A 12,457-nucleotide genomic window follows, 5' to 3' on the forward strand; every position below is an offset into this window, starting at 1 on the left:
AGCGCCACGACGCGTCAGCGTGGCATGCGGGCGATCACGTCGTTCCAGATCTGCTCGGGCCAGTCGTGGCCCACGCCGGGGTATTCCACGAGGTGGGCGCCGGGGATCTGGGCGGCCAGGTCACGGCCCGCGCTCGGCTTGAGCATCGGGTCGTCGGCGCCCGCGACGATCAGGGTGGGTGCGGTGACGGTGGACAGGGGTGGCAGCTTCACGGCTCGGCCGGCGGCGAGGTGTCGCTGGGTGGTGCGCGGGTCGCGGGGGGCGCGGGTGTGGCTGAGTGTCGCTGCTTCGCGGACCCATTGTTCGGGGAACGGGTGGCCGGGCGAGGCCTGCGCGCGGTAGATCGCGATCAGGTTGTCGATCTCCTGCTCGGGTGTGGTGGCCTTCGGTAGTTTGCGGAACTCGCGGAAGATGCCGAACTTGAGGTAGCGCAAGGTCTGCAGAACTCCCGCGGTGGCCGGGCTGCTCATGCAGAGGGTGAGGCCGCGCACCCGGTCGGGGTGCAGCAGGGCCATGGCCTGCGCGATCGCCGACGCGCCGCCCAGCACGTGGGCGTCGGACCAGCCGAGGGCGTCCATCACCGCGAGGCCGTCGGCGGCCATGTCGGCGATCGTGTAGAGGGGGCGGGTGCGGCCGAGCAGGGCCCGCCACGGGCTGCCGTCCGGCGGCTGCGGGTAGTGCGTGGAGAGGCCGGTGTCCCGGTTGTCGTAGCGGGCCACGTGGAAGCCGGCCTCGACCAGGCGCTCGCAGAACGCGTCGGGCCACCAGACCATCTGGTAGTCGAGCCCCAGGACGAGCAGTAGCGGCTCACCGGTCGTGCCGAAGGTCTCGTACGCGATCCTGGTGTCACCGTTCACGGCGTACTCGATGCCCATGCCTGCCTCCCATTTTTTTTAATGCGAACGCATGATAACCGTGTACGGGCATCGATGGCAATGCGTTCGCATGAGATAGATTCGGTGGGTGCCGAAGCTGGTCGATCACGAACAACGCCGCCGCCTCCTGACCGAAGCGGTCTTCGCCGTCATCAGCACGCAAGGGTTCGAGGCGGTGAGCCTGCGCGACGTCGCCCAGCAGGCCGGCGTCTCGATGGGCACCGTGCAGCACTACTTCCCCACCAAGCAGCAGATGCTGTCGTTCGCCCTGTCCCACATGCGCGAACGCGTGCTGGCCCGGCTCCAGGCCACTGTGGGGGCGTTGCGGGAGCCGACGCGCCGCGATCTGATCCGGGCCGCTACCGCGGTGATGCTCCCGGTGGATCCGGCCGGCCGCGAGGAGGCGTGCGTGAACATCGCGTTCTTCTCTGCCGCTACCGTCACGCCGGCGTACGCCGAGCAGCTGCGCGACGGATACGGGCGCATCCTCGCGGTGTCGATCGCCAACTTCCGCGAGGCGGCTCGGCTGGGCGAACTGCGCGACGGGATCAATCCGGACGTGGAGGCACCCGCGCTCTACTTCCTCACCCAGGGGCTGATCGGCCCGATTCTCGTCGGCCTCTACCGCCCGGACGAGGCGCTGGCCCTCATCGATGCCCAGCTCGACCGGGTGTTCCGGCCGCCATCATCGTGAGCTTCATGGCCCCGCGGGTCGGGTCAGTGGCGGGGGAGTACGCCCAGGAGGGTGGCGGTCAGGGCCAGCTTCAACTGGTCGTTCAGCTCCGGGTGAAGCGCGGCCAGGTCGGGTTCGGCCTCGTAGGCGGCCTGCAGGCTGGGCGGGGGCGTGCTGTAGGCGGACAGCGCGCCGGCCATGACCATGGTCTGCAGGCTGAACAGGGTGGCGTTCTCGCCCAGCTCGGGCAGGTACGTCCGGATCAGGGCGGTCATCGTCGCCAGGTGTTCCAGGGAGGCGCGCTTGTAGCGCGTCACGACCTCGACGGAGACGTTGTGCTCCAGCACGCTGACCTGGGCGCCGAAGAGGTCGCACAACACCACCCGGCCGGCGAGTGAGCGGCTGAGGGTCTCGGCCACCGCTGTCGCCCGCCCGGCCATGGGCAGGTTCTCGTCGACGCCGGCGGCCAGGTCGACGGCCAGTTCGGTGAGCCATTCCCGCAGGAAGCGGTCCAGCAGTTCCAGCAGCACGGCCTCGCGGGACTCGAAGTAGCGCAGCACGTTCGGCTTCGCCAGGCCCACCCGGCGGCTGAGCTCGTTCAGGGTCACCGCGGCCACGGGCATCTCGTCGAGCATCGCCGCCGCCATGTCGAGGATGGCCCGCCGGCGGATCTCCCGCTGCTCCTCGGTTCGCGCGCGCTGGAAAGTCATGATCACCAGCCTAACTTAGGTACCGGCGGTACGTTGACAACGTACCGCTAGTACTTTAGCGTTTCCGGCAGAAGATACCTTCGGTACGTTATTAGATGGGAGCCTGACATGGGCGAGAAGTGGACGACGGCGAGCATTCCGGGTCAGCGCGGGCGGGTGGCCGTGGTCACCGGGGCCAACACCGGGCTGGGATATGAGACCGCCAAGGCGCTCGCCGAGCGCGGGGCCTCCGTGGTGCTGGCCGTGCGCGACGTCGCGAAAGGTGAGCGGGCCGCGGCCCGGATGACCGGCGACGTGACAGTGCAGGCACTGGACCTGACCTCGCTCGACTCCGTCCGGACCGCGGCGGCGGCGCTGCGGTCCCGGTTCCACCGGATCGACCTGCTGATCAACAACGCCGGTGTCATGTACACCCCGGAGCAGCGCACCCGGGACGGCTTCGAAATGCAGTTCGGCACCAACCACCTCGGCCACTTCGCGCTCACCGGGCTCCTGCTGGACCTGATGCTGCCGGTGCCCGGCTCCCGCGTGGTGACGGTCAGCAGCACCGGCCACCGCATCCGGGCCGGCATTCACTTCGACGACCTGCAGTGGGAGCGGTCGTACAGCAGGATCGGCGCCTACGGCCAGTCCAAGCTGGCCAACCTGATGTTCACCTACGAGTTGCAGCGCCGGCTCGCCACGCACGGCACCACCGTCGCGGTGGCCGCGCACCCCGGCATGTCCAGCACCGAACTCACCCGCAACACCCCCGCGGCCCTCCGGCTCCCGATCACCTGGCTCGCGCCGCTGATCACCCAGACGCCGGCGATGGGGGCGCTGCCGACCCTGCGCGCCGCCACCGATCCCGCCGTGCTGGGCGGCCAGTACTACGGACCCGGTGGACGCTACGAGGTCAAGGGCCACCCCCGGCTGGTCACCTCCAGCCCGGCGTCGTACGAGGTGGCCGTACAGCAGCGGTTGTGGGCCGTCTCCGAAGATCTCACCGGGGTGACGTTCCCCGAGCTCCAGCCGATCTCCGCCGGGTCCGCCGTCGCGAGGTGCTCGATGCCGAGCCGGCGGTAGCGGTCCCGGTCGGCTTCACGACGTTCCCCGGCGAGATCTGGGCCGCCCCGCGCAGCTGGGTGGAGGCGGTCTACCCCGGCCTGGCCTACTTCACCGAGGCTGCGCCGGTAACGGCGCAGCGGGCGGGAAGGGTCAGGCGCCGGCGCGGACGACGTCGTACGTCGCCGTCACGAAGGCGGCGTTCCGCGCCGTCTCCCGCAGGCGCAGGTCGAGGCGCCGGGGGAGCAGGGGTGCGCCGGCGCCGAGAGTCACCGGTGCGTAACTCACCATGACCTCGTCGAGAAGCCCGGCGTCGGCGAACTGGCCGATCAGGTCGCCGCCGCCGACGAGGAAGAGGTTCTTGCCCTTCGCGGCCTCGACCGCTTCCGCGTGGACGGCGGTGACCGGGGCACTGGTGAAACGGACGTCGGCGCCGGCGGGTGCGGCCAGGTCGCGGTGGGTGAAGACCCACGACGGCTGGGTGTACGGCCAGCCCTCGCCGCTGCCGGCCTGGTGCTTCAGCACCCACTCGTACGTCGTCGCCCCCATCAGCACCGCACCGACGCCGTCGATGAACGCGTCGTAGTTCATCGGCCCGTGCTGGTCGATGTCCTGTTTGAGCAGCCAGTCCAGGGAGTGGTGTTCGTCCGCGATGAACCCGTCGAGGGTGCACGCCACGTAGTAGACGGTTCGAGTCATGGCAGTTCGTCTCCTGTCGTTTCCTCATTGCGATGACGGCGCAGCCAGGTGATCGGGTCGCCCGGCCCCACCCGGTGACCGGCGGCGCGCAGCATGTGCCGCACCAGTTGGCGGCGGTGCGCGGAGAAGGTCAGTACGTGCGCGACGACGCTGCTCATCACGAAGCTCTCCGGCGGGTCGCACAACGCATCGATCAGCCGGTCGCCCCACGCGCCCCGTGCGTCCAGGTCGCGGACCATCGCGAGCCAGGCACCGGCGACGGCGTCGTGCCGTTCGACGAGTTCCGCGACGGCAGGACGTGCGGTGTGCGCCGGTGTGTCCCGGCCGTCGATCGAGGCCAGCCACGTCTCCTTGGTCCGGACGAGATGGCACAGGACGTCGCCGACGGTCTCCTCCGGGCCGTCCCATTCGAGAACCACGGTGCCGGGCAGGCGTACCTCTCGCAGCTCCGCCTCGGTGAGCCGCCGGGCGTACTCCAGGAGGGCGTCCGTGTCCTCCAGATCGTGGCGGACGAGCTGCTCGGTGAGCGGGTTCGTCGCGTGCTCGTTCGCGTCCACCCACAGGGAGAGCGGCGGATGGAAGTGGATGCCGTTCGGCGCCGGCAGCCAGTGCCGTTCCGCGGGCCGGCTCGGCGGGTGCCCGAAGGCCCGCGAGTAGGCCCGCGAGAAACCCTCGGCCGAGTCGTACCCGGCCGCCCACGCCGCCTCGGTCACCGACGATCCGTGCTTCAGCTGCCAGGCCGCGCGTTCCAGCAGCACCCGGCGGCGCATGGCCACGGGTGCCTCGCCGGTGCCGCGGGAGAGCATGCGGCTGAAATGAAAGGATGAGGCGTACGCGTCCCCGGCCATGTCGTCCAGCGAGCGAGCCCCGCCGTCGTGGTCCTCGGCGAGCACCGCGTCGAGCAATTCTCGAAGCCGATCCCGGCCAACGTTCGTCACCGCTGAATTGTCACGCCCGGAGCCGTCCGCGGACCTGACCGTTCTTGCTTCCTTCCGCCCGGTCGCCGGCCCGAGGTGTCGAGCCGCGCGGACGGGGAACGTTTTGTCGCAGGGCAGGTCGCTCATCGCCGTTCGTGGCGCTGTGGCGTCCCGATTCCCCCGTACGCGGTTCGCATAACCGGGCGAGAGCGACCTGTGCCCCCTGCAACGAGATCAATGCTCACCGCCGGACCTTGTACGAAGCATGCGAGACTCGTGACGGTCCTTGTGGATTTCTTGAATCGCCTGGTCGGATGACGGACGTACGGAGGTCAGTTGGCGGCGGAGTTCGGTGTGCTCGGCGTGGTGGAGGCCCGGATCGGCGGCCGGTCCGTCGACCTCGGTCATGCCCGGCAGCGGACCGTGCTGAGCGTGCTGCTCGTGGCGGCGGGCCGTCCGGTCACAGTGGACCAGCTGATGGACCGGGTGTGGGGCGAGCGCGCACCGCAGCGGGCCGCCGGCGCGCTCTACAGCTACCTGTCGCGGCTGCGGGGCGCCGTCGCGGACGCGGCCGGGGTGGAGATCCGGCGGGAGCCCGGTGGCTACCTGCTCACCGTGGATCCGCAGACCGTGGACCTGCACCGGTTCCGCCGGCTGATGACGCAGGCCCGGGCGGCCGAGCCGGACCGCTCGGCGGCCGACCTGATCGGGCAGGCGCTGGGGCTGTGGCGCGGCGATCCGTTCGCCGGCCTGGACACGCCGTGGCTGGCCGCGACGCGGCGCACGCTGCTGGACGAACGGTTCGCCGCCGAACTGGACCGCAACGACGTGCTGCTCCGGCTGGGCCGGCACGGCGAGTTGCTGCCGGCGCTCGCCGCCGCCGTCGCCGAGCATCCGCTTGACGAGCGGCTGGCCGGGCAGGCGATGCTCGCGCTCTACCGGTGCGGGCGCCAGGCCGACGCGGACGAGCAGTACCGGCGGATCCGGCACCGCCTCGCCGACGAACTCGGCAGCGACCCGGGCGCCGCCCTGCGCCGGCTGCACGAGCAGATCCTCGCCGCCGATCCCGCGCTCGCCGGCCCGGTGCCCGCCGGCGGTACAGCGGTGTCCGGCAGCACAGCGGTGTCCGGCAGCACAGCGGTGGCCGCCGGCAGCGCAGCGGTCTCCGGCGCGCCACCGGCCGCCGCCGTGCCGGTGCCCTCGCAACTGCCCGCGGACGTGCGGGCCTTCACCGGGCGCACCGGGGAACTCGCCGCGCTGGATCGCCTGCTTGCGCCGGACGGTGACGAGCCGCCGCTGACGGTGGCGCTGCTGTCCGGCACGGCCGGGGTCGGCAAGTCGGCGCTGGCGGTGCGGTGGGCGCACCGGGTGCGCAACGCCTTCCCCGACGGGCAGCTGTACGTGAACCTGCGCGGCTACGACGCCGAGCAGCCGGTGTCGGTGGCGGACGCGCTGGCCGGGTTCCTCACCGCCCTCGGCGTCCGCGGGCCGGAGATCCCGCCGGGCACCGACGAGCGGGCCGGCCGGTACCGGTCCGAGCTCACCGGCCGGCGGATGCTGGTGCTGCTGGACAACGCGTCCTCGGTGGAGCAGGTGCGCCCGCTGCTGCCCGGCACCGGCTCCTGCCTCGTGCTGATCACCAGCCGTGACTCACTGCCCGGCATGGTGGCCGTGCACGGCGCCGAGCGGGTCAACCTGGACCTGCTCCCGGTGGCGGACGCGGTGGGGTTGCTGCGCAAGCTGATCGGCGCCCGGGTGGACCGGGAGCCGGCCGCAGCCGGTGAGCTGGCGGCGGCGTGCGCCCGGCTGCCCCTGGCGCTGCGGATCGCCGCCGAACTGGCCGCGGAGCGCGCCGACGTGCCACTTGCCGAACTCGTCGCCGAAGTGGGCGACCACCAGGTGCGGCTGGATCTGCTGGACGCGGGCGGCGACCCGCGCGCGGAGGTCCGGGCGGTGTTCTCCTGGTCCTACCAGAACCTGCCCGCCGACGTGGCCCGGGCGTTCCGGCTGTTCGGGCTGCATCCGGGCGAGACCGCGCACGTGGACGCGGTGGCGGCGCTGATCGGTGCCGGCCCCGGCGAGGCGCGGCGCCTGCTGGGCGTGCTGGCCCGGGCCAGCCTGGTGCAGGCGGGGCGCGGCGGCCGGTACGGCATGCACGACCTGCTCCGGGCGTACGCCGCGGAGCTCTCCGCCGGGCACGACGCCGAGCCGGACCGGCACGCCGCACGCACCCGCCTGTTCGACCACTACCTCGCCGGTGCCGGCACGGCGATGGCCGCCCTCTACCCGGACGGCGCGCCGCCGGCCGGTGGGGCGCCGTCCGGCCCGGCGCCGGCTTCTGACCCGGACGCGGCGCGGGCCTGGATCGAGGCGGAACGGCCCAACCTGGCCGCGGTCTGCACGTACGGCGCGGCGCACGGCTTCCCCCGGCACACCATCGCCCTCGCCGGGACGCTGTTCCGCTACCTCGACGCGGGTGGGCCGGTCGCCGAGGCGGTGACCGTGACCGCGTCGGCCGTGTCGGCGGCCCGGGCCGTGGGTGCCCGCGACGCGCAGGCGCGGGCGCTCTCCGACCTGGGCCGGCTGCACCGGCGGCAGGGGCGGCTGCACGAGGCGGCCGCGACCTACCGGCAGGCGCTGGCGCTCTACGCGGACCTCGGCGAGCGCGCCGCCGAGGCGCTGGTGCTGCGCAACCTGGGCAGTGTGGACTGGCGGCTCGGCGACTACCGGGCGGCGGCGGACCACTACCGGCGGGCCGGGACGCTGCACGGCGAGCTCGGCGACGACGCCGGCCGGGCCGACGCGCTGGTCCGGCTCGGGCTGGTCGACGCGCGGCTGGGCGACGAGGCGCAGGCGGCGCGGCGGTTCGGTGCCGCCCTGGAGCTGTACGGCGTGCTCGGCGACCGGTTCAGCGAGGCGTACGTGATGTCCCTGCTCGCCCGGTTGCCGCACCGCCCGGCGCCGCTCGACCGGGCCGCCGGTCACCTGGAACAGAGCCTTGCCGAGGTCAGGCGCGCGGGCGACCGGACCGCGGAGGCGTACGCCCTGACCGATCTGGCCGCCGTGCACGCCCGCCTGGGCCGCCTCGCCGAGGCCGCCGCCGACCTGCGTGGCGCTCTGGTGCTGTTGCGGCGGATCGGGGACCGGGCCAGCGAGGCGGAGGCGCTCAACGACCTCGGCCAGGTGCTGCGCGCCGCCGGGGACGCCGCCGAGGCGCGCAACCAGCACGGTCAGGCGCTGGCGCTGGCGCAGGAGATCAGCGACCGGTACGAGCAGGCGCGCGCCCACGACGGCCTCGCCGCGGCGGTGCGGGACACCGGCGACCTCGACGGTGCGGAGTCGCATCTGGACAGCGCCCGGCGGATCTTCGCCGACCTCGCGGTCCCCGCCGCACCCCTGATCGACGTCGCACCGGGCCGGTGATCAGGTGCGGCGCACGCCGTCGATCCAGAGGACGGTCACCGGGCAGCCGCGCTTGCGGGCGTAGGCGACCACGTCCGCGGTGCCGCCCAGCCCGCGCGCCGGCAGGCCGTCCCAGATCGCGAACAGGTGGTCGCACCGGTCCACCATGGCCTCCCCGGCGGCGAGGAAGCCCTGCTCGCACGGTTCGGTGTACGGCATCGTGACGACCGTCGCCGCGGCGTGGAGAAGGTCGGTGAACCGCGCGCGGCTGCCGTTGCCGGTCAGCGAGCCGGCGTAGTCAGCGCACGGCAGCACCGCCTCCAGCACGCCGCCGGCGGCCAGCACGTGCGCGGCGAACAGCTGGTCGGCGCCGTCGGCGAGGCTCGACACCCCGTGCAGGCGGGCGCCGGTGGGCAGCACCCGCTGCCAGTGCGCCACCGCGCGTTCGGCGATGCCCGGCGGAAGCATCCGGTGGCCGGTGATCCCGAACCGCACGCCGGGCTCCGCGCGTCTCAACAGGTGGCCCGGTGGGGGAGTTCGGGGACGTAACGGGCCCACTCGTCGGCGTCGAGGCCCCGGCCGCTGACCGCGCAGGCGTGCCGGACCGGGTCGGCGGCGAGGTCCGCCGGCACCGTGGTGGACCAGAGCGTGAGCTTCTTGGTGGTGCCGCTGTAGCTGTTGGCGACCGCCACGGTGCGCCCGTCCGGGCTGAACGCCGTGGTGTAGCTCTGCATGTCGGGCCGCTTCACCATGGCGAACCGGACCGGGGTGCTCGGGTCGGTGATGTCCCACAGAATCAGGGCGTTGTCCATGCCCGTGGTCGCCAGGACGTTCCCGTCCGGGCCGAACCCCGCCCAGACGGCGTAGCCCGAGTGGCCGGGAAGGGCGGCGACCCGGCGGGGCTGCAGCGGGTCCGCGACGTCCCAGATCATGACCAGCCCGTCGTCGGTGGTGGCGGCCGCCATGGTGCGCCCGTCCGGGCCGAACTCGAGCGATTGCGCGTGCGAGTTCGAGGAGTCCGACACCCGGATCGAGGTGAGCCGCACCGGCGCCGACCGGACGGTCATGTCCCAGATGGACACGTTGGAGCCCTCGCCGACCGCCATGGTCTTCCCGTCGGGGGTGAACGCGATCGAGGACATCATGTCGCGGAGGCCGAGCTCGATGAGGCGGCTCGGCTTCGTCCGGTCGGTCAGGTCCCACAGTGACGTCTTGCCGGTGGAGTGGCCGATGGCCAGGGTGCGCCCGTCCGGGCTGAGCGCCATCGCCCACACCGGGTCACCCGGGTCGGCGAACCGGGACAGCAGCGCGGGTTCGGCCGGCCGTGTCATGTCGAGCACCGTCACCATGTTGTCCACGCTGACCAGGGCCAGGGTGCGGCCGTCCTTGCTGAGGGCCATCGCGTCCACCTTGCCGCTGTGCAGCGCGAGACCGTCGCGCCGGACCGGGGCGCCCGGCCGGGTGAGGTCCCAGGACACCCCGGTCCCCTCCCGGCCCGCGGCGAACAACGACCGGTTGTCCGTCCCGAAGGCCAGGCCCATCAGCCGTCCCGGGAAAGGAGCGGACATGGTGGCGACCGGGTCCCGGCCGTACCGGCCGCGGGTGTACCAGACCTTCGCTGTCTGCCGGTCGCCGGCGATGGTGAGTGCCCGCGAGTCCGGGCTGAAGGCCATCGACCGGACCGGGCCGCCGCGGGCGTTCAGGGCGGCGATCTGGGCCAGGAACGTCGGCCACTCGTTGTTGTAGTCGAAGCTCCACAGCGCGGTGAGGCCGTCCGAGTCGCCGAAAGCGATCATGTCGCCGTCCGGGCTGAACTCCACCGAGCGCAGCGTGCTGTCGAACCGCACCACGCGCTGCGACGAACCCTGCCGGGGCTTGTCCGGGTCGGTCACCTGCCACAGGTACAGGTAACCGCTGGGACCCATGACCGCGACCACGGGCTGCGTCGGGTGGAACGCGATCGGCGCGTCGGGCACCTTGTCACCCCAGCCCGGCGTGACCACGGAACGCCGCACCGGGGCGGTGCGGTCCGACAGATCCCAGACGTGCACCTCGTCGCCGCTGGTCAGACCGAGACGACCATCAGGACCGAACTTCAAGGGGTACGCCTTCGGCAGTGTCGAAAGCGCGACCGGGGCCGTACCGCTGACATCCCAGAGGACGGTGTCCTTGGCGCCGTTGCTCGTCGCGACGGTGCGGCCGTCCGGGCTGAACGTGACCGCCACGATTCCGGCTGCGTCGGTGAACGTCGTCGCCCGTACCGGCCGGGCCGGGTTCTCGATGTTCCACAGCACCGCCTCCGGGCCGCCGTCGAAGACCGCGAGGGTCCGCCCGCCCCGGTCGGTGGCGAGCGTCTTCTCAGCGGTCCCGGCGGCCGGTAGCTGAGCCAGCCGGACCGGTCTCGCCGCGTCCGACGTGTCCCACAGCGACACCGTCCCGCCGGCGCCGCTGGTGACGAAGACCTGGCCGGCGGCCGCCGCGACACCTGTCACGTCGGTGAGGGTGCCGGCGTAGTTCGTCGACATCGCGAGGTGGCTGAGCTGCTCGGCGGTCTGCGCGTCGGGGTGTACGCGCTGCGCCGCCGCGCCCAGCATGAGCGCCTTCTTCGGGTCGTCGACGATCATCGCGCGGGCCCGGGACATCAGCCGCCGGTTGACCGCGATGCGCTGCTGCAACGCCGCTTCCTCCCGCTGGCGCCGGGCCTCCTCCGCCGCCTCCCGGGCGAGCTGTTCCTGCTTCTTGCGCTCCGCGTCGGCCTTGCGCGCCTGCTCCTGGTGCCAGACGGCGAGCCGCTCCTGCTCCTGGGCCCGGGCGGTGGCCTGGTTGGCGAGTTCCTGCTGCTGCCGGGCGTACGCCAGCTGCCGCTCGGCATTGGCCTTCTGCCGCTCGGCCTCCTCGGCGGCGTCCTGGGCCAGCTCCTGCTGCCGCTCGGCGTTCTTCTTCTGCTCCTCCGCGTCGGCCTGCTGGCGTTCCGCGTCGGCCCGGTACCGCCTGGCGTTCGCCTGTTCCCGCTCCGCCTCGGCCGAGGCCTCCGCGGCCAGCGCCCGCTGAAGTTTCGCGTCCTCCTGCCGGAGTGCCGCGTCGGCCCGGAACCGCTCGGCGTCGGCCTGCTCCTGCGCGGCCGCGGCGGACGCCTTCTCGGCGAGTTTCTCCTGCCGCCGGGTCTCGTCGCTCGCCACCCGGGCCCGGTCCTCCTGGACCCGCGCGTTCTCCTGCTGCCGCTGCGACTCCTGGGTGGCGCGTTCGGCGGTGCTGCGCTGCTGCGACGCCAGTGCCTGCTGTGCCCGGGCGTCCACCGCGGCGGCGTTGGCCCGGTTCGCGTTGCGCACCGCTGCGACACCGGTCAGCGAGGTGACCAGGGTGAGCATCACCAGCGTCACGGCCGCCACCGTGGACAGCCGCCGGGCCCGCCGGTGCTGCCGGACGTCCTCGCCCTCCAGCTCGTCCTTGCTGACGCCGTGCATCGGCGCGGCAAGCTGCGCGATGGCGTCGCGGAACCGGCTGTGCTGAAGACTCAGGTGCAGGTCGTCGCGGGCCCAGCGCAGGTCCAGGTAGAGCGGTTCCTCGGCGAGGACGCCGCGCAGTGCCGCCGGCACCGCGGTGGAGGCGGCGGTGAAGTCGCGGGCGACCGGATCCCACTGCCACTCGCCGTCGGTCACCACCGGCAGGATCCGGTCCGGTGACTTCGTCGCCAGCCAGTGCTCGATCTCCCGGTTGACCCACGGTGAGCGTGCCGCTTCGGGGGAGGCGAGCAGCACGAAGTGCTTCGAGCCGTCCAGCGCCTCCTGGATCGAGGTCCACAGCTTGGGCGTCACGGCCAGCCCGGTCTGGTCCCGGAAGATCCACAACGCGCGACGCTGGTGCCAGGGCTTCGCCAGCCGGTGCAGACCCCGCTGGACGGCCGGTGCGAGCCGCCCGTCGGCGGCGTGACTGTACGAGATGAAGCCATCGAACGGCATGGTTGTCCCCGTGATCGGCAGGATCGGCGGTGGACGATTCTCCCCGCCGCCGGCCCGCAGGTAAAGGCGCGTGGGTGAGACCGGGGGATCCCCTGTGGCGGTGACCCGCCGTCATGTGTTTTGATCTATCCGAGCCGGGCATTCTCCCCCGTGGATGCCCGGCTCCCCATTTCCGGCC

The 12,457-nt window shown here is 72.7% G+C and carries 9 protein-coding genes; 3 read left to right on the forward strand and 6 right to left on the reverse strand.

Features of this window, described 5'->3' with window-relative positions; genetic code table 11:
- Window positions 1–14 precede the first annotated feature (14 nt).
- Window positions 15–875, reverse strand: coding sequence for an alpha/beta fold hydrolase (locus LPA41_RS09585; protein WP_229069719.1), 861 nt, complete (start codon window positions 873–875; stop codon window positions 15–17).
- An 88-nt stretch (window positions 876–963) separates the two neighbouring features.
- On the opposite strand from LPA41_RS09585, the gene LPA41_RS09590 reads away from it, so the two are divergent.
- Window positions 964–1,569, forward strand: a complete 606-nt coding sequence (locus LPA41_RS09590; protein WP_229069721.1) for a TetR/AcrR family transcriptional regulator — start codon at window positions 964–966, stop codon at window positions 1,567–1,569.
- Between the two features lie 23 nt (window positions 1,570–1,592).
- Here LPA41_RS09590 and LPA41_RS09595 read toward each other — a convergent pair whose 3' ends face one another.
- Window positions 1,593–2,258 (reverse strand): TetR/AcrR family transcriptional regulator, encoded by a 666-nt coding sequence (locus LPA41_RS09595; protein ID WP_229069723.1) that lies wholly within the window; start codon window positions 2,256–2,258, stop codon window positions 1,593–1,595.
- 108 nt (window positions 2,259–2,366) lie between these two features.
- Here LPA41_RS09595 and LPA41_RS09600 point away from each other — a divergent pair, with 108 nt between their 5' ends.
- A complete protein-coding gene (locus LPA41_RS09600; protein ID WP_229069724.1) occupies window positions 2,367–3,323 on the forward strand; it encodes an SDR family NAD(P)-dependent oxidoreductase in 957 nt (318 codons plus the stop codon).
- 132 nt (window positions 3,324–3,455) lie between these two features.
- Here the strand turns inward: LPA41_RS09600 and LPA41_RS09605 are convergent, their stop codons facing one another.
- Together LPA41_RS09605 and LPA41_RS09610 are read right to left on the reverse strand one after the other, a co-directional pair.
- Window positions 3,456–4,001, reverse strand: a complete 546-nt coding sequence (locus LPA41_RS09605; protein ID WP_229069726.1) for a dihydrofolate reductase family protein — start codon at window positions 3,999–4,001, stop codon at window positions 3,456–3,458.
- On the reverse strand, window positions 3,998–4,939 hold the full coding sequence (locus LPA41_RS09610) for a helix-turn-helix domain-containing protein (RefSeq protein WP_229069728.1): 942 nt from the start codon (window positions 4,937–4,939) through the stop codon (window positions 3,998–4,000). Before LPA41_RS09610 ends, LPA41_RS09605 begins: the two co-directional genes overlap by 4 nt.
- A 315-nt stretch (window positions 4,940–5,254) precedes the next feature.
- On the opposite strand from LPA41_RS09610, the gene LPA41_RS09615 reads away from it, so the two are divergent.
- The gene (locus LPA41_RS09615) at window positions 5,255–8,341 is read left to right on the forward strand and encodes a BTAD domain-containing putative transcriptional regulator (RefSeq protein WP_229069730.1); all 3,087 of its coding nucleotides are present in this window, start codon (window positions 5,255–5,257) and stop codon (window positions 8,339–8,341) included.
- Here LPA41_RS09615 and LPA41_RS09620 read toward each other — a convergent pair whose 3' ends face one another.
- Both LPA41_RS09620 and LPA41_RS09625 read right to left on the reverse strand, forming a co-directional pair.
- Window positions 8,342–8,815: a hypothetical protein gene (locus LPA41_RS09620; protein WP_229069731.1), complete on the reverse strand. Its 474-nt coding sequence runs from the start codon at window positions 8,813–8,815 to the stop codon at window positions 8,342–8,344. It abuts the gene before it with no gap.
- A 17-nt stretch (window positions 8,816–8,832) separates the two neighbouring features.
- On the reverse strand, window positions 8,833–12,279 hold the full coding sequence (locus tag LPA41_RS09625; protein ID WP_229069732.1) for a TIR domain-containing protein: 3,447 nt from the start codon (window positions 12,277–12,279) through the stop codon (window positions 8,833–8,835).
- Window positions 12,280–12,457: the final 178 nt, after the last annotated feature.

Source organism: Actinoplanes sp. DH11, from assembly GCF_020873875.1.
Classification (GTDB): domain Bacteria; phylum Actinomycetota; class Actinomycetes; order Mycobacteriales; family Micromonosporaceae; genus Actinoplanes.

What these genes read in the sequence shown, in the direction of transcription:
- LPA41_RS09605 (WP_229069726.1), bottom strand. Translation starts at nt 4,001, where the DNA reads ATGACTCGAACCGTCTACTACGTGGCGTGCACCCTCGACGGGTTCATC.
- LPA41_RS09625 (WP_229069732.1), bottom strand. Translation starts at nt 12,279, where the DNA reads ATGCCGTTCGATGGCTTCATCTCGTACAGTCACGCCGCCGACGGGCGG.
- LPA41_RS09585 (WP_229069719.1), bottom strand. Translation starts at nt 875, where the DNA reads ATGGGCATCGAGTACGCCGTGAACGGTGACACCAGGATCGCGTACGAG.
- LPA41_RS09600 (WP_229069724.1), top strand. Translation starts at nt 2,367, where the DNA reads ATGGGCGAGAAGTGGACGACGGCGAGCATTCCGGGTCAGCGCGGGCGG.
- LPA41_RS09595 (WP_229069723.1), bottom strand. Translation starts at nt 2,258, where the DNA reads ATGACTTTCCAGCGCGCGCGAACCGAGGAGCAGCGGGAGATCCGCCGG.